We start from the raw sequence: 23,201 nt of genomic DNA, 5'->3' as shown, positions 1-23,201 counted from the left end.
TAGGGATTTGCAATTGTAAGGAGATTCATTTGCGCCGAATTATGGCGCTATTTACCAGGCCGGCTTTTTATCCTTTTTCAAACCTGCCGGTTACTTTTTTTATCGCTATCCTGTACATCACATCTTTAATTTTTGCGTTATCCTCTACTTTACCATTTTGCAGATAACCATATGTGTGTATAGTACTGCTGGTTGATAGTGGAAAGATGCGGCTGTAGAGAATTTCCCTGGTTTGCTCAGCTTCTTTGCTTTTTAACTCTTCAAATATGCCTTGTATAATAACGCTTTGCCAGTTCTTCATATCTGTCATGGTATCTACTTCAAAACATACTTTAGGATTTTTGCGTAATATCTCCAACTTGGTACCTTCAGTAGTTTGTCCGTAAATATAAACGCCATCATAGGCAAATGTCACCGGTACAACATAGGGCTGCTTTCCTTTTGAACAGCCCAGTCTGCCAACCACCTGGCTGCTTAGTAAATTATTAATTTGCGTTTCATTTAATTCTCCGGTCATGGTGTTAAGTTGATTGGTGAATACAGTATTCGTTGCAGCATAGTTGCTCACATATTTTCAAAAATGCTTTTCATTTTGTTAAACTGGTGCTCCATTGCCACTAAGTGAATGTGCAGCTTACCCAGCCTTCCATACACCTCTTTCTTAATGCTGCTGTGCATACAATTCTCCAGCATAAACATACGGTCGAGTTCTTCGATTTCGTTGCTTAACAGCATAATCAGTTCGTCTTCCTGCACCAGGAAATGTTGAAAGTTTTCCATTTTTTTTAAAACTTATATTATTACAAACCTCTCTTGCGATTATGAACATTACAACGGATAAACGCAGGCAAAAAGCATTTTTCTGACTACCCAATACTATGCCGCCAAACAAAATTATTTTTAAGCTTATGGAGTTGCAAAGACGACCGTCAGGATAAATACTGAGAATGGTCAGTGCGATATTGCTAAGATCAATTCTTTTTGAACAGTTGCCGTTATCAGGTCGGCAGCCTCTTTGCATAAAACTACCAACGTGCAGCCATGGTAATATCTGTGTAAATGGCATTTCCCGGTTGGTAAATGGTTAACGGCTGCGAGTTAAAAACGCAACCGGGTATAGATTTTCTGCTTTTCTTATTCGTTACAATTCCCCTTTTGCGGTATTGCGGTTTTTATCTTTAATGAGTATTTTTATATCATCCGTTCTACGTCTGTAACTACGCGTCTATCTCCAGATCCATGATAAAAAAAACACGTTTTCAATCATGGCAGATACACTAAAGTTAATCAGGGACCTCACCATCGTCACAGGCATTTATCTCTACTTTATTGCCTGGGTGTATGTAAATTTTTATTACCAGCAATTCGGTATTTCTACCGCTTCAATAAAGATTGATTACAGCAGCTACCTCATGTATTCTTACAATGTAATTACATCTGCTTCCTTTTTGTACTGGGTCAAAGTTTTTGTAGTACTCGTATTGATCCGGCTGCTCGTATTGTTCATTATCGATCTGTTCCGTCAACGGTATACCTTCTTTGAAAAAATAAATACCCTTCTTTTAAATAACCTGGTCATGGTTACTTTAAAAAAAATGATTAAGCAGTATTCTTTACTGGCACTCATTATTTTTTTAGTACTCATTTTTCCCCTGTTGTTTAAAGTGGCCCGCAGGGTGGCGGCTGACAATTACCGGCAAGACCGTATTCATACAGAAAACCTGAAGTCTGTGCAGTTTATTTTCAGAAAAGAGGCCGACCTGGTGAGCCCCGCCATTGTGCTTGACTCCTCACTTTCCCGAAACCATATTTTTTACAATGACATCGCTATTTTAAAAAATGATCAGCAGCAGCTACTCAGGCTGTTGGCTGAATCTGATGACTATTATATTGTTTTGCAACAGCGGCCTTTTAACAAAGCCTTGGGCGCATTGCCCCTCGGTTACATCTACTACGTTAATAAAAAAGATATCCTGCTGTCAAAAATTATTCTGCGTTCACTTTAAAAATTATTTCATGAAAAAGACAATCTTATTTGTGTTGATTGTATTGCTTGCTGCCTGTAACAATACGGGTAAGCAGACTAATGCAGCCGGTGAACAGAAAGCCGAAGCAGCAGGTTCAACTGATGGTACTGAAAAAAAATTACCGGGTGAATCAACCGATGGCGGAGATACCAGGGTTGTGGCAAAATCAGGCAGCACGGGTCTGCACGATAATCTATTGAATCCTGATGATTCAAAAACCGGCGCTACAGCTGTTGTTACAGGCAATGATGCCCGTGAGGGAAATAGTGGTGGAACTGTTACACCCACTACCGGTACAGGTTTTGCCAGCAACAACAATCCCATTACACCCGGTGATGGAAAAACCATTGTGTTTGTAGGCATTTTCGCCCAATGGAAAACCAATGCAGGAGAAGTGTTTGACGGCAGTTATGATACCACACACCATTTATTTGTTTTTTGTGCAACGGATAGTTGCAAACCAGTTCCGGAATCGGAAGTACAATTTCCACAGTTTGGCAGTTGCGATCTGGCACTGGAGAACCGGGTCAAATTATTCATGATATTAAAAGATGGCAATATTGATCCTGTGGGCAGTAAAATACAATTGGTGGGCACAAAGGGCTTTGTAAAAGTGAATGGTGTTTTAAAACCGGTACAATTTGATGCACGCACAATAAACAGAATCAATAAAGCAAAAATGATTGTAAAGCCACAGGGCACCCGCCAGCTTGTGCCACCGGTTAAAATCCAAAAAGGACTTATAAAAGATAAAACGACACTGCAAAAAAACAATTTTAGCATGCCTGCCGAACAAATAATCCTGGTAAAACCTGGTGTTGATGAAGTAAAGGAGAATCCAACATTTAAACCTGCAGAAAAAAAGATGTACCTGTAGTGGTTAACCCAGCTGTTTCGCCTGCTGTTACGCTGCAAAAAGCAATTGAACAACCTGTAATAAAAAACGAAATATTACAACCTGTGCCGGTAAAAGAAATGAGACAGCCCATCTCTGCAAAACCGGCGTTAAAACAGCAATTATTGCAGCCAACAAAAAAAGCCGACACAGCAAAAGCAATAAAAAAAATGACACTGATAAAAAGAACAGACACAAATTAACAGGATATAAAAAAGAAAAGCAATACCGGCTGCGTTTTTTAAAATGACAGGTTACCACCGGCAGTCCGTTGTGCTGATAACCGCTCCCATGCAGCAGGATAAAACTTCAGGAAGTAAAAAATAAATACAAATCAATATGCGCCGGCTAATGAATACTGCGTACAGCACATCAGTTACCATTGAACTCATTTTCTTCTTTTGTATCAACAACTGATACTATACATAGCCAATCAACAGAAGCGGTACTGCCGGGAAACCGACATTAAAATAAATCATAAGGCAGCCTTAGCTTTATTACAGGATTAATACGATACTTACACACCCATTTAATTTTTTTATTCCAGGTCGAAATCGGGTGCTGCCTGCATTTACAACATCCCCGCCGGATGAACCCACGGCGAACGGTAAGGCCTTTGCAGTAACCCATTCGCTTCTATATCATTGATAATTTTACGTTGCGCCGGATCATATACCAGCGGCCGGCCAACCTTCATAGACATATTGGCGAGTATGCAACTGGCGGTAGAGATATGCCCCTGTTCAATATCGGCGACAGGCCTTCCTCCCTGCCGTATAGCTTTTAAAAAGTCAAGCATGTGCAGCCTGGTAGCGGGTGCAGCATTTAATTCAATATCCGGTTCGGCAAGGTCTTCAGGATATTTTTCTTTTTCGTACACAACGTCTTTATGAATGGGCTTTTGATTTTTATCCATTGGTATAAAATCATATTGCATGGTGCTTGCCTTCAGTGTTCCCTTATCGCCATAGATAATAAACGACCAGGGATAATCAGGGTCTGCCGGGGTTCCCCAGCTGCGATGCTGCCACATACAGTTTAATTCGTCATATTCAAACAGCGCTGATTGGGTGTCTGAAATATTCGACTTACCTTCTTTTTGAACATATATTCCTCCTGTTGAACTGATGCGTTTTGGCCAGCCCAACTGCAGCATCCACCTTACAGTATCAAACATGTGTACGCACATATCCCCCACGATGCCATTGCCGTATTCCATAAAAGTACGCCACCAGCGTTTGTGCGGTAGATCATCGTAAGGACGCATCGGCGCAGGGCCTGTCCACATTTCATAATCAAAAAACCCGGGCACTGGTTTTACAGCAGGATTACCATTCGCACGCATGTGGTAGTAACAACACATATCTACATGCGATACCTTTCCAAGTAAGCCTGTTTCAATAATATTCTTTTTCGCATCTATTAGATGCGGTGTGCTTTTGCGTTGTGTGCCTACCTGTACCACCCGGTTGTATTTACGTGCCGCGGCCACCATGGCCTCTCCTTCCAGCACATCTGTACTGATGGGCTTTTGTACATACACATGCGCACCTGATTGCATCGCCGCAATGGCCAGCAGCGCATGCCAATGATCTGGTGTACCGATCAGTACAATATCAAGTTTATTTTCCGCAAGCATTTTTCGAAAGTCGGTGTACAGGCGGGGCGTTTTACGCGACAGTTGTCGCTGGCTCACCATTTTTGCCGCATCGCTGAGCATGTTTTTATCCGCATCACACAGGGCGATCACCTCAACAGGTTCCACTTGTATCAACCGAAATAAATCACTTTTGCCATACCAGCCGGTTCCGATCAAGCCAACCCGCAGCCGCTCCGGCGGTAACATAAAATTTAATCCGTTTACATCGAGGGCACCGAGGGCCAGCGACGCTGTTGCACCTTTAATAAATTTGCGGCGGTTGATTTCGAATGAATTCATGGAAGCATGTTTGAAGTGGATAAGATTTGCTTATTGAAGATAAGTATTGCGATTCATAAAATGCATTATAGATTGACTGGAATTGTTGTAGCAGGTCCGCAGCACCGATTAGTTAAATTGCAACACAACTCAGCTGAATCATACTTTGTTGCATTGATTAACTCTTAATCCAGCTATTCTTTTCCAGCCAATAAATAAGCGGTAACATCAGCCAGATTTTTTTCTGTTAACCCGGTTGTTGAAGGATCAGGCATCAGGCTTTTGGACTGCTTTTTCTTTGAACTTATTTTATCCTGTGCGATAACGTGTTTCTTACCCATGATATCTCTTATTACCAAAGACTGTTTATTATCGGAAACAAGAAACCCAAAAACAGATTCTCCATCCTTTGTATTTACCAGCCATGGTTCATAGCCGAAAACAATAGCGGCACTAGGATTAATAATGGCATCCAGCATGGCCACCTTGTCAAATTTTTTACCAATGGCCGTAAGTTCCGGTCCTATATCATTCCCTGTTGTACCAATGCGGTGACAGGTACTGCAGGTAGTTTTAAAAACAGCTTTACCCAAGGCGGCATCACCGGTTAGCCTGGCAATTGCATCAATGGAAAATGTTTTACCACTACCCTTGTTGATGTATTTACCAGCCTGAACTCTGACAGCTAGATCCGGGTTATTGGAAAGATGCTCCTGCACAACCGGGAATAAAATGGCAGGTAATTTATTTTCTGCCATTAGGCCAATGAGCAACTGTCCACCAACTGAATCGGCTGCCATTTCTTCGGTTCGCCAGCTGCGTTCATCTTTCGACTGACGCTCGTCCAGTATCGTCTGTCGCTTTACTTTCATTGCTGCAAGCTTTCTTTCGTACGCTGTGTTGAGGTTTATTTTTGACCAGTCAATCAAACTATACCAATCATTACTCTGGCGAAAAGACAGCCAGTAAACCGCCTGTTCTTTTACATCCGGCAGGCCAGACTTTGCAACGCTGACCATTGCCGTTGCTGCAGATTGATCGTTTATAAATGCCAATGCCGTGATCATTCTTTTTCTTTCTTCAGCGGGCAATAAGGAGTCGGCAGCTCTTTGTGCGATATCGTTTACTGCATTTACAGGGTGCAGGCGCCAGGCAAAATCAGCCATTCTTTTATTCCATTTAGCAGGTGGCTGTGTATTTTTTTCCGTCAGTAATATTTTCAATTCATCATACCATGCACCCGCAGTGGCATCCATCGCACTCCCCAAAGCTTCAAGATACCATCTGTCCTTACCATCGTATTGCGCAGCGAGTGAAAGCAGTATTTCTTTTTTTGCCGCATACGGTGTATCTCTTAAAGCAATGGCTATTTCCCTTCGTACAAAAGCCGATGTATCAGTTGATAATTGCTTTGCATAAGGCATTATATCAGCAGCTACCTGGCGTAAAGAACGGAACGCAACAGCCCGGAGTGATGCATCCCGGTTGGTTAATATTTTTTCCACTTCCTTTTTCCCATCAGCACCTAATTTAGATAATAACCACACTGCCCTCGCCTGTACAAAAGGATTTTCATCCTGCAATAATGCCTTAACTGGAGTAACAACTGTTGCGCCTTGCTGTCTAAGCTTTTCAAATGCGCTGTTGCGAACATTGACAGCTGGATTTTTAAGTGCCGCTATCTGCCCTTTTACTATACTGAGATCAATCACCGGGTTAATTAGTTTTTTATTTTTGGGAGCAATGCGATAGATCCTTCCGTACCCAATGCTATCCTTCATCTGGTGGCCACCCACAACAGGGTCGTACCAGTCTGCAACATAGATGGCACCGTCAGTTCCAATGGTAACATCAGCCGGGCGAAACCATTTTTCTTTTAGTGTATTCTGTGCGCTGTCATTCCATACATAGCCTTCATTATCTCCGGCAAGTGAAGTGATAAAATTTTCCCGTTTGCCCAAATTATAGCCTGACTGTTGCATGGCCGGATGATACCCAAAAATTACATTCCTACCAGCATCGGCACTTAACAACATACCCCTGTAAGCCTTCCCCAACGCATCACTTTCATTCATAACAACACCGGTAGGTGCACCTGCACCAGAGCGGTCACCGGCAGGCATTACACCCGGATCATCCTGGTGCCAGTGCGCAGCAAAAATATCCTGTCCGGGCCGCTGATCAGCCTGCCAGAAACGTGTACCATCCGTGCTGAAATAACCCGCATTACCGCCTTCCATCAACCAGGTGGTGCGACAAGTTACAACCTGGTCATCATTATCATTCTGCCAAAGGTTGCCATAAGAATCAGTAACCACTTCGTACGAATTACGGAAATTATGTCCCAATACTTTCAGGCCCGTTCCATCAGGATTGATGCGAAGTGCTAAACCGCCCACCCAAACTTTTCCATCGTCACTTTTTTGATTGCCTTCATTGGTATTATTATAAATAGATCCGCCGGTATAGATGCTTCCTGAATGCAGGTTCCAACCGCTTTTATCTTTTACGTGATGCGGGCCTGCGTTACCCACATTAAAATACCAGTTGCCATCCGGCCCGGCGGTGACAGAATGCAGTGAATGATCATGGTCTTTACCACCAAAGCCAGTTAATAAAATTTCCTTCTTATCGGGTTTGTCATCGCCGTTTTCATCCGTATAAACAATCAGGTTAGGAGAGCAGGAAACAATTACTTTATTGCCGATCACAGCAATGCCAACTGGTGAAACGAGGTCGCTGTCCTGTACAAATACTTTTGACGTGTCTGCTTTTCCATCCTGATCGGTGTCTTCCAGAATCATTACCCTGTCGCCACCTGAATGATGTAAAAATTTCGTTGAATCATTATTATAATTCCGGTAATTCACCGCTTCTGTAACCCATATCCTCCCCTTACTGTCCACATCCATATTTGTTGGGTTATACATCATGGGCGACTCCGCCCAGAGTGTCGCAATAAGATCATCAGGCACATACAGCCCGGTTTCATTTTTTGGAGCAGGGGAACGGCATGCATTGAAATAAATTACTATTATAATTGTAATGGAGGTTAATGAAAGAAATCGTTTCATGAAAAGTGATATTAGTAAACAGGTTTCGGGAAAATATTTTTTAAAAACTGAAGATTCTGTTGATAGCTTTCCACCAAATTGGCTCCCCCTGGCATGGCCCATTCTATCTGCATCCATCCATCGCCATAGTAACCGGTTTCATACACTGCATTGCTCACAGTACGCCAGTCAATGGTGCCTTTACCAAGCAGAAAGCCATTTTCCTTCATGTGCAATTCGCCCACCATATGCTTACCCAGTTTTTTAAATTCCTTGACGGTATCAAAACCTGCATCAGCAGTATTACGAAAGTCATAATATACTTTTATATTTTTTGAACCTACCTTATCAATGATATCCATATGCTCATCTGCATCAAGGTAAGATTCTATGCCCAGTGTGATCCCGTTCTTTTCTGCATGCGGCGCTACTTTCTTTAAACGGCTGATCACTTCTTTTTTTCCGGCAGCATCATTGCGTAGATCATTGTTGCTGAAGAACGCCAGCAGTACCATTGAAACATTTAAATTTTTGGCTACATCCACACTGTCCCAAACCCATTCTTCTGTGCGTGCATCAGATTTGTACGGCACGGCATTCAATTCGCCAATGGCAAGACTCGAAATTTTAACACCTGTTTTTTTAGATGCATCAAGATATTGCTGCTGCAAACTTTTATCACGCAAATGCAGGTTATTTTCCAGCGACCCCATGTTTACCATGATGCCATCCAACCCTATCTGCTTTGCAATATCAAAAGCTCCGATATCACTGCTTTTGCCCAGGCTCCAGTCGCAGGCCCCTATTTTAAAAATATTTTTTTTACCCTCAACACTGGCAATGGTGTCAAAAGCATTTCCTGGAAAGACAGCCAGTAAGGCAGCATGTTTAAGTAACTGTCGGCGTGTAAGCATATCGGCAATTTGAATGGCAGAATATTCTGCTCATAAATATAGCATAGGTTTTCAGTGAATAACAAAGTCACTGAAAATATTTTGCAACCCAGCCGGATTTGTGAAATCTGATTGAAAAGTAAACACCGTTTAGAGCCATAGAGCAAATCGCAATTCAGCTATATCTTTCTGTAACTAGCAAATGCCCTTTCTTCTTTTGTAAAACCAACTTTTGGATAATAAGTCATTGCCTCAGGAACAGAAAGCAGCAGAACCATTGTTTGTTCTCCTGCTTTTTCCCTTGTAAGCTCAATCAATTTTTTGCCGATGCCTTCTTTTTGATAACCCGGTTGTACTGCAAGATCTGCGAGGTAGCAACTCCAGCACCAGTCCGTAATACAGCGGGATACTCCAACCAATGTTGCTCCATCCCAGGCAGTAATGACCAGGTTAGAATGAGCGTACATTTTTTTTATCCGCTCTGCATCCCCGGTCGGTCTTGGTAAACCAGCATTATTATATAAGATGATTACCTGTTCTGCTGTTGGTATTACATCTTCTTTATAAACAATCGGCATAAATGAAATTTGTTATTCTAAAAAGATAGTACAAAATACTTATTTTCTGCAGCCCGTAAAAAACCCAATCATTAATTGTTCAATAGTAAAAGGCCCACCCCTCAAATTTTTGATTTGTACACCTAATCCTTAAACATCAACATCAGCTGATCTGCAATTGCTTCCAGCAAATCCCTTTCAATATTTTTGTCTGCTTCCATGTCATCCGGGCTTACCACCGCACGGAAATATCCCTCCTCATCAGGCTCAAACGAAATAATTTTTCCTTTCACGTACACTATTATTTTATAACTATATCCTGCAGTAACTAACTCAGCAGAAAAATGGTAATGTGTCGCATTGTATTGCAGCGGTATGTCAAAAAAATTATCCATGTAAATATTTTCAGCGGCAAGGTAAGGTCATTTTTATACATGTCGCAACATCAATTCGTCTGCAAAATCTTGCAAAAAAAATGCTTTTTGTAAAGTGCTTTTTGCCAAAATCAAAAGTGAACATTTTATAGAAAATATTGGCATGCTTTTTTAGCTCTTGATTGCTGCCGATATTACAAGTAGTTAATTGACCCTGTGATATCTATAAACAATAACCACAAAAATCCTTATCATGATTAACCGGTAAGTGGGCCAGGCACATCAATACAATAGCGTACAGGTATAGTAATAAACTCCTATTACAAATATCAAAATTCTTATTATCCAAATTGATTTATCATACTTAAAATTATTAACCGAATGTTATCAGAATCAAACAGGACGCAGACAACGAATTCAACCGACATAATTAAAAAAGTGGATGAACGGCTTGACAATATTTATGCCGGCTAATGTGAGCGTGTTGTTCTGTAAATTCCTCGTGCCGAGAGAAAAAAAACGGGGAAAAATATGGACACTTTTTGGTAGACTGTTAACGAGTAATATTTAAAATCAATATTTTTTAAACCGGATCCAATACTAATAAATCCTTTTATACATGCCTGTCAACAAGCCCCTTAAGATTCTAATTATTGATGATGATGAAGATGATTTTTTTATTACAAGTGAGTTAATAAAAAAAATAGATAATGGCCATTCATTCACCATTGACAGCTGCTCATTTTATAAAGCAGCATTGGACAAAATCTGCAAAGGTGAATATGATGTTTATTTTGTTGATTACAGGCTGCGTGGACAGACTGGTTTAGAGCTCATCCACGAAGCTATTAACAATGGTTGTGAAGAACCTCTAATACTACTCACCGGTCTTGGCAACAGGGAAATTGATGTGTTAGCCATGCAGGCAGGTGCGGTGGACTATCTTGTTAAATCTGAACTTACAACAGAAAAATTAGAAAGGTGTATTCGTTACGCATTGGAACGGTTTACTTATTTAAAAGCCCTCCGTGCCAATGAACAAAAATTCCGCAACTTTTTTGAAAATTCCCGTGACGGTGTTTTTATGGCAGATGAGCAGCTGATGTTTAAAGATGTAAACCATGCCGCTTCCTTGCTATGCGGATACACAAAAGAAGAAATGCTTCACTTAAGTATTTATGATTTATTGGCGGACAAAGAAAACCAGCATTTAATTGAAAAGGAGTTGGCTGCAGCCGGTGAGTTATCTGATAAAGAATTGGATTTATACACTAAAAACCGGGAACGAATTAATTGCATTGTTTCTGTTACACGTGAAAAAGATGGCAAGGGCCATTTGTATATGCAGGGTATTATTCATGATATAACAAGTTTAAAAAAAGCAGAAAAAATTACCCTTCAAACCGAAAAATTAAAATCTACACAACGGTTTGTGCGCATTCTCGCTCATGAAGTACGCAACCCGCTTAACAATATTTACCTTTCGTCAGACCAGCTGACCTCATTGATTCAGGCGGAAGAACCTGCCTTTTTGCTGGATATTATTACACGCAACAGCAAACGCATCGGAAACCTTATAACGGAACTGCTAAATTCCGCCAGGCCTGCAGAAATCATTCTCGATAAAATTTGCCTCCGCTCAGTAATTGAGGAAAGTATCAATAGTGCGTCAGACAGAATTATGCTTAAAAACATTCGCCTGGAACGTAACTATACCATGGATAGCTTATGGATCATGGGGGATTTTGAAAAGCTGAAACTAGGCTTTGTAAATATTATCATCAATGCAATTGAAGCCATGAAAGACAACGAAGGGAAACTAACGATTGGCATAAAAAATGACAATGCCAATTATGTAGTTACCATTGACGATAACGGCAGTGGTATTAGTGAAGAAAATATCACCAAATTATTTGAGCCTTATTTTACTTCCAAATCAAACGGCATGGGATTGGGACTTGCTGCTACAATGAACATTTTTCAATCGCATTCGGCACTCATAGAAGTGCAATCAAAAATTAATCATGGCACCAGCTTTATTATTAATTTAAAAAAAATGAGCGCGTAAATAATTAAAACTCATGCTAAAGAAGCATTCACACCTGCCCGGAAAAAAGTTTATAATACGACTATTCAGCTCGTTGACAACCTATTTACAATATGAATACACAATCTTGAGCATCCTGTTTATCAAAAGCAATTAAACCCATTTTATCCAATTTTAACACTGTTCAAAATCACGCAATGGCCAATAACAAATCTAAAAACCTAACCTCTGGCAATGGCACTGCTTCCAGTGATCTAAGTGGCATTGCAATGCTTACGGACGATTTACCCGCGGCTGCTAAAAAAAATACGAAGCAGTATAAGGAACCATCTTTTCAAAATGATGAATTGAATGCAAGGGATTTACTGCAGGTTTTAACGGAAGTTAAAAACGGCAATTTTACCGTGCGTATGCCTATTGACCAGGTAGGATTGAGCGGAAAAATTTGTGATACACTCAATGAAATTATATCGCTCAACGAAAAAATGATGCAGGAATTTACCAGGGCGGGCAGTACCATCGGTAAACAGGGTAAATTAACACAACGCATTGAAGTGCCCAGTGGCAGAGGCTCCTGGAGCACCGGTGTAGATTCATTGAATACACTGATATCCGACCTTGTACATCCCACCATCGAAATTGCGCATGTTATCAGTTCGGTGGCCAAAGGAAATCTTAGCCAGGAAATGCCTTTGGAAATTGGCGGTCACACATTGCAGGGCGAATTTTCCAGGATTGCAAAAGAGGTGAATGACATGGTAAAACAATTGAATCTTTTTTCAATGGAAGTTACCCGTGTGGCAAGGGAAGTAGGCTCTGAAGGAAAACTGGGAGGCCAGGCAAAAGTAAAAGGCGTGGGTGGCGTGTGGAAAGATTTAACGGATAGTGTAAATCAAATGGGTAGCAATCTTACAGCCCAGGTAAGAAATATTGCGGAGGTAACAACTGCGGTAGCAAAAGGTGATCTGTCGAAAAAAATAACGGTGGATGTAAAAGGAGAAATACTGGAATTAAAAAATACCATCAACACCATGGTGGATCAGCTCAACTCTTTTTCTTCGGAAGTTACCCGTGTGGCGCTGGAAGTAGGAACAGAGGGAAAGCTGGGCGGGCAGGCACAGGTAAAAGGTGTGGCCGGCACATGGAAAGACTTAACGGATTCTGTAAATCAAATGGCCAGTAACCTTACCGGCCAGGTAAGAAATATTGCAGAGGTAACTACCGCATTTGCCAAAGGCGATTTATCCCGCCAGATTACCGTAGATGTAAAAGGAGAAATCCTTGAATTAAAAAATACCATCAATACCATGGTGGATCAGCTCAATTCTTTTTCAGGTGAAGTAACCCGTGTGGCACGTGAAGTAGGTTCTGAAGGAAAACTCGGCGGACAGGCAAAAGTAAAAGGGGTAGGTGGCGTTTGGAAAGACTTGACAGACTCTGTAAACCAGATGGCAAGTAACCTTACCGGACAGGTGCGTAATATCGCAGAGGTAACTACCGCAGTGGCAAAAGGTGACTTGTCAAGAAAAATTACGGTGGATGTAAAAGGCGAAATTCTGGAATTAAAAAATACCATCAACACCATGGTGGATCAGCTCAATTCCTTCTCCTCTGAAGTTACCCGTGTGGCGTTGGAAGTAGGTACCGAAGGTAAGCTGGGTGGACAGGCACAGGTAAAAGGTGTGGCTGGTACATGGAAGGATTTAACCGATTCTGTAAACGGTATGGCCAGTAGTTTAACCGGCCAGGTGCGGAATATTGCAGAGGTGACCACAGCGGTTGCTAAGGGCGATTTATCAAGAAAGATTACGGTGGATGTAAAGGGTGAAATCCTGGAATTAAAAAACACCATCAACACCATGGTAGATCAGCTGAACTCATTTGGTTCGGAAGTAACCCGTGTGGCAAGAGAGGTAGGATCAGAAGGCCGGTTGGGCGGACAGGCGGATGTGCCGGGCGTAGGTGGAACATGGAAAGACTTAACCGATTCGGTAAACATTATGGCGGGTAACCTTACCAGCCAGGTGCGCAATATTGCCGAAGTAACAACGGCTGTAGCTACCGGTGATTTATCAAGAAAAATTGATGTGGATGTAAAGGGTGAAATCCTGGAATTGAAGAATACCATCAACACGATGGTGGATCAATTGAGGGGTTTTGCATCGGAGGTTACCCGTGTGGCAAGAGAAGTAGGTAGTGAAGGAAAGCTGGGCGGACAGGCAACTGTAGAAGGTGTGGGCGGTGTTTGGAAAGACCTTACTGATTCTGTAAATGGAATGGCCAGTAACCTGACGGGCCAGGTAAGAAATATTGCCGAGGTAACCACGGCTGTGGCAAAGGGTGATTTATCAAGAAAAATTACCGTGGATGTAAAAGGCGAAATCCTGGAATTAAAAAATACCATCAATACCATGGTGGACCAGTTGAATGCCTTTGGTTCAGAAGTTACCCGTGTGGCACGTGAAGTAGGTTCAGAAGGTAAACTGGGTGGCCAGGCGGATGTACCCGGCGTAGCAGGTACCTGGAAAGATTTGACCGACTCTGTAAATAAAATGGCCAGTAACTTAACCAGCCAGGTAAGGAATATTGCGGAGGTAACCACAGCAGTTGCCAATGGTGATTTATCAAGAAAAATTGGTGTGGATGTAAAAGGCGAAATCCTGGAATTGAAAAATACCATCAACACCATGGTGGATCAGTTAAGGGGTTTTGCATCAGAAGTAACCCGTGTAGCAAGAGAGGTTGGTACCGAAGGTAAACTGGGCGGACAGGCCAACGTACCCGGTGTTGCTGGTACCTGGAAAGACTTAACCGATTCTGTAAACCAGATGGCAGGTAACCTTACCGCACAGGTAAGAAATATTGCGGAAGTGGCCATCGCCGTGGCGAATGGAGATATGTCTAAAAAAATTACGGTGGATGTGCGGGGAGAAATTCTGCAGCTGAAAGAAACACTCAACACGATGGTGGATCAGCTGCGGGCCTTTGCATCAGAAGTAACCCGTGTGGCACGTGAGGTAGGTACCGATGGTAAACTCGGCGGACAGGCATTTGTACCGGGCGTTGCTGGTACCTGGAAAGATTTGACTGACTCCGTAAACCAGATGACGGGTAACCTTACCGCACAGGTAAGAAATATTGCCGAAGTAACAAAGGCGGTTGCTTCCGGTGACCTTTCAAAAACAGTGGCCATTGATGTGAAGGGAGAAATTTTGGATCTAAAAAATACCATCAATACCATGGTGGAACAGTTGAACTCATTCGCATTTGAAGTAACCCGTGTGGCCCGTGAAGTAGGTACCGAAGGTAAGCTTGGCGGACAGGCAGAGGTAAGAGGTGTTGGTGGCACCTGGAAGGATTTAACGGACAGTGTGAACATGATGGCATCTAACCTTACCAACCAGGTACGTGGTATCGCAAAAGTGGTAACAGCGGTGGCAACCGGTAACCTGAAACAAAAACTCGCCATCGTATCCCGGGGTGAAGTGGCGCAGTTAATAGATACCATCAATGAGATGATTGATACGCTGGCCTTGTTTGCCGACCAGGTAACAACGGTGGCCCGGGAAGTAGGTGTGGACGGGCGTTTGGGCGGGCAGGCTTCTGTACCGGGCGCTTCGGGCATCTGGAAAAATCTGACAGAGAACGTAAACCAGCTGGCACAAAATCTTACCACACAGGTAAGGTCCATTTCTGAGGTTGCTTCGGCAGTAACCAAAGGAGATCTTACCCGTACCATCCGCGTTGAAGCGAAGGGCGAAGTAGAAGCATTGAAAGATACCATCAACCAGATGATCGCTAATCTTAAAGAGACCACCCTGCGTAACCAGGAACAGGATTGGCTGAAATCCAACCTTGCCAAATTTACCCAGATGCTGCAGGGACAAAAAGATTTGAAGACCGTTACACAACGTATTTTATCCGAACTGGCGCAGGTGGTTACCGCCCACTATGGCGCCTTCTACATCTTAAAACAAAATGAAGATACGCAGGCCGTAAAACTCAGTCTGTTTTCGGCTTATGGTTATAAATCTGAAAAAAATATTCCCACTGAATTTGCTATCGGAGAAGGCCTGGTAGGCCAGGTAGCATTTGAAAAGGAAAGAATTATCTTATCCAATGTACCGGGCAATTATATCAAGATAAGTTCTGGTTTGGGAAGAGCAAAACCAACCAACCTTATCATATTGCCGGTATTGTTTGAAAATAAGGTGAAGGCGGTAATTGAACTGGCATCGCTGGATGTGTTTAGTGAAACCCATATTGACTTTTTGGAACAGCTTACAGAAAGTATCGGTATTGTAATTAATACAATCGAAGCCAACTCCCGTACAGAAGAATTGCTGACACAATCGCAATCACTGGCAGGAGAATTAAAATTACAGCAGGAAGAATTGAGCCGTACCAATGATGAATTGCAGGACAAAGCACTGCTGCTGGTGAAGCAAAAAAATGAAGTAGAAGATAAGAACAGGGAAGTAGAAGAAGCCAGGAAATCACTGGAAGAAAAAGCGGAGCAGCTTACCCTTACTTCCAAATACAAATCGGAATTTTTGGCCAACATGTCGCATGAATTAAGAACGCCTTTAAACAGCTTATTAATTCTTGCCCAGCAATTATACGAAAATGCAGAAGGTAATCTGAATGATAAACAGATCCGCTACGCCAAAACAATTCACTCCTGCGGCGATGATTTAATTCAGCTAATCAATGATATCCTGGATCTTTCCAAAATTGAGTCGGGCTTTATTACAGCTAACATTTCACCTGTTCGCTTTGCAGAAATCGCCGCCTTTGCAGAAACTACCTTCAAACCAATTTCTGAAGCAAGGCACCTGCGTTTCAATATTGAAACGGATGCCAACCTGCCGCCTTCCATGGAAACCGATGTACAGCGGCTTAACCAGATATTGAAAAACCTGTTATCCAACTCATTTAAGTTTACTGAAAAAGGAGAAGTAAAACTGCGCATTTACGAGGCGCATAAAACCTGGAAAACCGGTAATGTGAATTTAGATAACGCAAAAAAAGTGGTGGCCTTCGCCATCAGTGATACAGGTATTGGCATTCCGCAGGAAAAACAAAATATCATCTTTGAAGCATTTCAACAAGCCGAAGGGTCTACGAGCCGCAAGTATGGTGGTACCGGTTTGGGCCTTTCTATCAGCCGCGGTTTAGCCGACTTGCTGGGTGGCACTATTGAGCTGGAAAGTAACACCTCACAGGGAAGCACTTTTACCTTATTTCTGCCAGTGGTTGATAATAATTCCAGCATTAAAAAACTGCCCGCAGAAGCCCTGAATGCATATCAGCAATTTCACCTTGGTCCGGATGCCACAGAAATCGACACATTGTTACATTCTATCCGTGTAACAAGCGAAGGCGACTCAAAGAACCTGGCGATTGTGAATGAAATGATCAATGATACAGGCGACGACAGAACAAATATATCAGCCGGCGACAAAGTGATATTGATTGTAGAAGATGATCTGCGTTTTGGAAAAATCATTATTGAAAAAGCGCATAAAAATAATTTAAAAGCGGTAGTAGCGGTAAGCTATATTGAAGTGTTTGATTTTATCAACCGCTTTGCCCCCATTGCCATTACACTGGACGTAAAACTACCTGATACCAGCGGATGGAAAGTGCTGGATCTTTTAAGGAACGATCTTAATTACCGCCACATTCCCATTCACCTTATTTCGGGTGAAGAAAACAGGAACCTGGCCTTAAAACGGGGTGCCCGCAGCTTCCTCTTAAAGCCCCTGGACAATGATTCGCTGAATGAATTATTTGGAGATATTGTGACCTTCAATGAAAAGGCTGCCAAGAAAATTCTGGTGGTGGAAGACAATGAGCTTGAATCTTCCCAGATAGCAAAAATGCTGGAAAGCGATTACATGAAAGTAGATATCGCCGCTACCGGCAAATCAGCCATCAGTCAACTATTGGCGTTTGATTATGATTGCATTATTTTAGATTATACACTACCCGATGTGTCTGGAACTGACCTGGTAAATGAAGTGGCGGAGGTAAAGAAAAAATTAACACCGGTAATTGTTTATTCAGCCAAAGACTTCACTAAAAAAGAGCTGCACGATTTAAATCAAGCCTCCAATAGTGTATTGTTGAAAGGTGTTAATTCACTGGAACACCTGCTGGAAGAAACGGTGTTACAACTGCACATCAACCACAAGGAATTGGCTGCAGATAAACGCAGGGTGATAGAAAATATCAGGATGAAGGAAGATATTTTAACCGGTAAAAACATATTGGTAGTAGATGATGATGTGCGGAATTTATTTGCACTCACCACTGTCTTTGAACGCTATAACATCAACGTGATTACAGCTGAAAGTGGTAAAGAAGCCATTGAGATCATCAATGACGGTCAAACAAAAACCGATATGGTATTGATGGATATTATGATGCCCGAAATGGATGGCTATGAAACCACTCAAAAAATAAGACGGGAACATAAAAACAGCACACTACCCATCATTGCAGTAACGGCCAAAGCAATGAAAGGTGACAGGCAAAAATGTATTGAGGCCGGCGCATCGGATTATATTACAAAGCCCCTGAAAATTGATCAGCTGCTTTCGTTAATGCGGGTGTGGTTTTATAAATAAATAGAAATAAATAAACTGGATTAATGAAGCAAAGAATTTTGTTGGTAGATGACAGGGAAGACAATCTCTTTTCGATGGAGACTATTCTGGAGCCCGACGGTTATGAATTTGTGAAAGCCAGTTCGGGCCGCCAGGCATTGAAAATACTGTTGGCTGAATTTGACTTTGCGCTTATTCTGATGGACGTAAAAATGCCCAACCTCAATGGCTTTGAAACGGCCGCATTGATATACGAGCGGGAAAAATTAAAACACATTCCTATCATTTTTATAACCGCCAATACCTATGGAGAAGAAAATATTTTTAAAGGCTACCGCACCGGCGCTGTCGATTATATTTATAAACCGGTAAACCCTGATTTGCTGCGTGCAAAAGTAGCCGTGTTTGTAGACTTGTATAAAAAAAATCAACAGCTATTGCTACAGGAAAAAAAATTAACAGCCATTAATAAAAGCCTGCAGAACGAGATCAATGACCGCAAGGCTTCTGAAGAAAAAATTATTGAGCTGAACCACCAGCTATTAAAAAATATTGACGGGCTTGAAAAAGCTAACAGGGAACTGGACAGGTTTGCCTTTATGGCTTCGCACGATTTACAGGAACCATTAAGAAAGATACTGGCCTTCACCGACCGGTTGTACATCCGGCATAAAGACAAGTTGGATGAAGATGGCCTTTTTAATATTGACCGCATTCAAAAATCCGCGGCACGAATGCAGGAGCTTATAAAAGATATTCTTACTTTTTCAAAATATTCTGCGCAGCAGGATCATTTTGAGCAGGTAGATTTAAACCTGCTGCTGCAGGATGTGGTGGACGACCTTAAACCAATGGTAGCAGAAAAAAAAGCCCGCATTGAAATTTCCGGTCTGCCTGTTTTATTTGTAAACCCGGGCCTTATAAAACCACTTTTCTCAAATCTGTTAAGCAACTCGCTTAAGTATTGTAAAAAAGACGAGCCCCCTTTTATTAGAATTTACACTGCAAATGCTGACAATGCAGGCAGGGATGCCGGAGCGCAAACAAAATATTGCAGGATACATGTAAACGACAATGGCATTGGCTTCGGGCAACAATATGCAGAACAAATCTTCGAAATGTTTCAGCGGCTGCACTCCAATACCGAGTACGAAGGTACTGGCATCGGGTTGGCACTTTGTAAACTGATTGCTGAAAAACACAACGGCTTTATAAGCGCTTTAAGCAAAGAAAGTGAGGGCAGCACTTTTATTGTTTCGTTGCCCTTGCATCAGGAGGTAACGAGAAAGGAAATTGCATAATATTTTTTTCTGCTTTGCATCCCCCAGGTTCAGGCCAGCAGGTTTTTTAGATAATTGATGAGCCCTGTAAAGTCGGGTGGTTTTACAAAAAAATTAAAAGCACCCAGCGCATGGCTTTCATCTATAAACGCTTTGTTGGATGAGGTAGAGTAAATAATGACGGGAATATTTTCCAGGAAGGAGGTTTTTTTAATTTCGGCCAGGCATTTCAATCCGTTCATCACCGGCATATTTAAATCCAGAAAAATAAAATCGGGTAATTCAAATAAGCCACCTTTTAACAAAAACAAGGCTTCCTCCCCATTTTTTGCCATAATACACTTGATAGCAGGGTTTATTTCAATCAAGGCCTCTGAAAAAAGCATACGGTCATCTTCATCATCTTCAGCCAAAAAAAACAGGATATTTTTTATCATAGACTTGGGGGCGACTTCAGGGCGTTAAAGATAGTGTAAGGCTAACAATATTTACAGCACAAAAAGAAAAAATCTCCCGACTTTTTTATAAAGAAAAAGAATACTCCTGCAGTAATTAAAAAAATTTACCGAACTGGCTTTCTTTTTAATTTTTTTGACGAAGCTGGTCCACAACAAAGGCCGGCACCTGGGCGGATTGCCCTCCAACTCGAAAAAATAATTTTCATAATTATGTTGATGGCTGATGTTGTTTTTGCATTTTTTTTAGTAATTATCGGTATCAAAGCTGTGCAACCTGTATTTGTTTCCGGCTTAACAATTACACCGTTTTACAAGCTGTAGCAATACCGGTACGTTGTATGATGGTTACTATAACCCATAACTGAACTCACTGGCTTTTATTTGGCTTTTAGTTATTATCTTCATCAATAAAAATATACCGGCATGAAGTCAACGAATGAAATGCTGCCTGACTGATAGTCTGATAATTGTCAACAATAGATAATATTAATATCCCTTAAAAAAGCATGAGCAAGTTTAAAAAAATAAAGCCCAGCACAAGTATCACAAATCGGGCGGCACAATTAATAATGGTACTGCTGTTGGTATTGTCAATATCCACAACCGCCCAAATAAGTTTTACTGCGGGCGAGCTAAAATTGAGCATCAATGAGCTGGGAAGTGTAACTGAAATCACCAATACACTGATGGGTAACAATGTATTGGCCAAAGATACAGCTGCTCCTTTAATGATTTTGGTGAGTAACAATATTAGGTACCTGCCAACTGCGATGTTGTATAACAAGGCTCAACATACCATTAGGCTAACTTATAAAGCCTCGGGTGTAACCATTGATATTAAAGTGCAGGAAAAGCCAGGCCATCTTGTGATGGAAATTATAAAAGCCGTACCTGCTGAAAAAATAGATGCCGTAGTATGGGGGCCCTATCCAACGATAATTAACAAAACAGTGGGTGAAGTAATTGGCGTTGTACGGGATGGCAGTATATCCGTCGGCATACAGGTGCTGAATATAAAAACACTGGGCGGCAATTATCCCAACAGCGAGGGCAGTACAGATCAAAGAGGCATTGCCGCCGTTGGCAAACCATGGGGCAGTGTATTACAGGCCTATGCTATTAACCGCAACCGCACCCGCAGGGTAGATGCATGGGGTGGTCAGTTTAAAAATATGCCGGTAGCGGCGATGAAGGGCGAATCGGTGGCCGGCAGTAAAATAGCTTTCTTCACCTGCGATGAACCAAAAACACTGGACAGGCTGGAGCAGATTGAACTGGCAGAAAATCTCCCTCATCCAACCATAAATGGAATCTGGTTTAAAAAATCTTCCCTGTTCGGCCGGTCGTATATCATTTCTTCTTTCAATGAAAACAATGTTGATGAGATGATTGGTTATACTAAAAGAGCTGGATTAATATCACTGTACCATGAAGGTCCGTTTAAGAGCTGGGGACATTTTATATTGGATAGTACACAGTTTCCCAACGGCAAAGCCGGGTTGAAACAATGCGTAGATAAAGCCCACGCCGCCGGTTTAATGATGGGCATGCATACACTGACTAATTTTATTAATACCAATGATCCCTACATTACACCCATACCCGACGACCGGTTAAGTATTACAGGCGCTGCTGCATTAATAAAGGACATTGATGCTGCAGCCAAAGAAATAGAAGTGGCATCTCCTGAATATTTTAACCAGCAACAAAACAATAGCCTGCACACAATAAAAATTGGCAAAGAGCTGATCCGTTACAAAACAGTCAGTGCTACTACACCCTACATAATAACCGACTGTCAGCGGGGTGCATTCGGCACCAGTGCTGCAATGCATAAAGCAGGAGATATCGCCGGAAAATTATTCGATCACCCGTATGAAGTATTTTTTCCAGACATTGATATGCAAAGGGAAACCGCTAAAAACATCGCCAGCTTAATGAACGAAACAGGTGTTGATCATTTGGATTTTGATGGCATTGAAGGCGGCCTCGCATCGGGCCAGGGCGATTATGGAACAGAACTATTTGCAAAAGACGTATATGATAATGTGCACCATGATTTTATTTGTGGCACAAGCCGCAGCCTTACGTACTTCTGGCACATGTGCTCATACTATAACTGGGGCGAACCCTGGTATGGTGGTTTTAATGAAAGTATGCAACAGTACCGCATAGATAACCAGGGTTTGTTCGACAGAAATTATATGCCGCATATGCTCGGCTGGTATCTTCTCTCAGACAATACTACTATGGCTGAAATGGAATGGATGCTCGCAAGATCAGCCGGCTATGGAGCCGGCTTTGCAATGGTGATAAAACCGGCTTCCATCAAAAAAAATCCATTGGCGCCCGAACTGCTTGATGCCATCCGCGAATGGGAAACGGCGAGAAATGGAGGTGCTTTTTCAAAAGAGCAGCAGGAAAGACTCAAGGATCCAAAAAATGAATTTCATTTGGAAAAAATTGCAGATGACAAATGGAATCTGACCCAATTTGCAGTATCGCCTGTTTTTGTAAGAGAAAAATTTATAAGGCAGCCTGGTGAACCGACCTACACCACCTGGAACTATCAACAGCAATGGAAGGAGCAAGCGCTCCAGTTTCGGTTAACGGTTAAAGGCAAAGAAGGCAGCGTTAGCAATATAAAAATGCAGCTGGATAACTATGCTGAGATTAAAATACCGGTGCAGTTAAGTGCGGGAGAAACAGCCGTGTGCGATGGAACTACCTCGCTTAAAATATATGATACAAAAGGAAAACTAAAAGCTACACAACAACTACCAGGCTTGCCGCCGGTTTTGACAAATGGCAGCCACAGTGTGGTCATTGATTGTACTTTTGGAGGTGAAGAACCACCAACATTAGCAATGCAGTTTAAAGGAAAAATGGTAACTGAAACCTGCTCCATCGGTAAATTGTGAATTGCGTTGTACTTTGCCATTGTCTGTATGCAGCTTACGAAACCACTTGTTGAAAGATCCGAAATGCTTCGAACTGGTCAATTTTATTTACCCCTTATTTTATAATATCATGCGAACCGACATCTGTCCAGGGTAATGCACTTTGGATGCAGCGTTTGATTTATTGA

Annotated in this window: 15 protein-coding genes; 7 read left to right on the top strand and 8 right to left on the bottom strand. The window is 41.9% G+C overall.

The window, feature by feature from the left end; all coding sequences use genetic code 11:
* Positions 1–67 precede the first annotated feature (67 nt).
* Positions 68–517 (bottom strand): pyridoxamine 5'-phosphate oxidase family protein, encoded by a 450-nt coding sequence (locus QWZ08_RS01525; RefSeq protein ID WP_290335412.1) that lies wholly within the window; start codon positions 515–517, stop codon positions 68–70.
* Positions 518–564: 47 nt separating this feature from the next.
* Positions 565–780, bottom strand: a complete 216-nt coding sequence (locus tag QWZ08_RS01520) for a hypothetical protein (RefSeq protein WP_290335411.1) — start codon at positions 778–780, stop codon at positions 565–567.
* Positions 781–1,265: 485 nt separating this feature from the next.
* Between QWZ08_RS01520 and QWZ08_RS01515 the strand changes: the two genes are divergently transcribed.
* Genes QWZ08_RS01515 through QWZ08_RS01505 form a run of 3 tightly spaced genes read left to right on the top strand, consistent with a single transcriptional unit; the run spans position 1,266 to position 3,125 of the window.
* Positions 1,266–2,006: a hypothetical protein gene (locus QWZ08_RS01515; protein ID WP_290335410.1), complete on the top strand. Its 741-nt coding sequence runs from the start codon at positions 1,266–1,268 to the stop codon at positions 2,004–2,006.
* Positions 2,007–2,016: 10 nt separating this feature from the next.
* The gene (locus QWZ08_RS01510) at positions 2,017–2,904 is read left to right on the top strand and encodes a hypothetical protein (protein WP_290335409.1); all 888 of its coding nucleotides are present in this window, start codon (positions 2,017–2,019) and stop codon (positions 2,902–2,904) included.
* Positions 2,904–3,125: a hypothetical protein gene (locus QWZ08_RS01505; protein WP_290335408.1), complete on the top strand. Its 222-nt coding sequence runs from the start codon at positions 2,904–2,906 to the stop codon at positions 3,123–3,125. The genes QWZ08_RS01510 and QWZ08_RS01505 overlap by 1 nt, the downstream gene beginning before the upstream one ends.
* Before the next feature lie 368 nt (positions 3,126–3,493).
* On the opposite strand, the gene QWZ08_RS01500 is transcribed toward QWZ08_RS01505, so the two are convergent.
* The 5 genes from QWZ08_RS01500 to QWZ08_RS01480 all read right to left on the bottom strand — a co-directional run bounded on the left by QWZ08_RS01500 (position 3,494) and on the right by QWZ08_RS01480 (position 9,738).
* Positions 3,494–4,861, bottom strand: coding sequence for a Gfo/Idh/MocA family protein (locus QWZ08_RS01500; RefSeq protein WP_290335407.1), 1,368 nt, complete (start codon positions 4,859–4,861; stop codon positions 3,494–3,496).
* A 173-nt stretch (positions 4,862–5,034) separates the two neighbouring features.
* A complete protein-coding gene (locus tag QWZ08_RS01495; RefSeq protein WP_290335406.1) occupies positions 5,035–7,914 on the bottom strand; it encodes a PVC-type heme-binding CxxCH protein in 2,880 nt (959 codons plus the stop codon).
* A gap of 11 nt (positions 7,915–7,925) precedes the next feature.
* Positions 7,926–8,807 (bottom strand): sugar phosphate isomerase/epimerase family protein, encoded by an 882-nt coding sequence (locus tag QWZ08_RS01490; RefSeq protein WP_290335405.1) that lies wholly within the window; start codon positions 8,805–8,807, stop codon positions 7,926–7,928.
* Between the two features lie 158 nt (positions 8,808–8,965).
* Entirely contained in the window at positions 8,966–9,364 is a 399-nt protein-coding gene (locus tag QWZ08_RS01485) for a GNAT family N-acetyltransferase (RefSeq protein ID WP_290335404.1), read from the bottom strand.
* Between the two features lie 122 nt (positions 9,365–9,486).
* Positions 9,487–9,738, bottom strand: coding sequence for a hypothetical protein (locus QWZ08_RS01480; RefSeq protein ID WP_290335403.1), 252 nt, complete (start codon positions 9,736–9,738; stop codon positions 9,487–9,489).
* Positions 9,739–10,336: 598 nt separating this feature from the next.
* Between QWZ08_RS01480 and QWZ08_RS01475 the strand changes: the two genes are divergently transcribed.
* The 3 genes from QWZ08_RS01475 (at position 10,337) to QWZ08_RS01465 (ending at position 19,676) form a co-directional block, all read left to right on the top strand.
* Positions 10,337–11,785, top strand: coding sequence for a hybrid sensor histidine kinase/response regulator (locus QWZ08_RS01475; RefSeq protein ID WP_290335402.1), 1,449 nt, complete (start codon positions 10,337–10,339; stop codon positions 11,783–11,785).
* A gap of 176 nt (positions 11,786–11,961) precedes the next feature.
* Complete coding sequence (locus QWZ08_RS01470; protein WP_290335401.1) at positions 11,962–18,396, top strand: HAMP domain-containing protein; 6,435 nt, start codon at positions 11,962–11,964, stop codon at positions 18,394–18,396.
* A 23-nt stretch (positions 18,397–18,419) separates the two neighbouring features.
* Positions 18,420–19,676, top strand: coding sequence for a response regulator (locus tag QWZ08_RS01465; RefSeq protein ID WP_290335400.1), 1,257 nt, complete (start codon positions 18,420–18,422; stop codon positions 19,674–19,676).
* A gap of 29 nt (positions 19,677–19,705) precedes the next feature.
* Here QWZ08_RS01465 and QWZ08_RS01460 read toward each other — a convergent pair whose 3' ends face one another.
* Positions 19,706–20,092 carry a response regulator gene (locus QWZ08_RS01460; RefSeq protein ID WP_290335399.1) on the bottom strand — a complete coding sequence of 129 codons (387 nt, stop codon included), beginning with the start codon at positions 20,090–20,092 and terminating at the stop codon, positions 19,706–19,708.
* Positions 20,093–20,619: 527 nt separating this feature from the next.
* On the opposite strand from QWZ08_RS01460, the gene QWZ08_RS01455 reads away from it, so the two are divergent.
* Positions 20,620–23,034: a hypothetical protein gene (locus tag QWZ08_RS01455; RefSeq protein ID WP_290335398.1), complete on the top strand. Its 2,415-nt coding sequence runs from the start codon at positions 20,620–20,622 to the stop codon at positions 23,032–23,034.
* Positions 23,035–23,201: the final 167 nt, after the last annotated feature.

Source organism: Ferruginibacter paludis, from assembly GCF_030409685.1.
In the GTDB taxonomy this organism is placed as follows: domain Bacteria; phylum Bacteroidota; class Bacteroidia; order Chitinophagales; family Chitinophagaceae; genus Ferruginibacter; species Ferruginibacter paludis.
The sequence above is the reverse complement of the archived record's forward strand: the minus strand, read 5'-3'. Positions and strand labels throughout refer to the sequence as shown.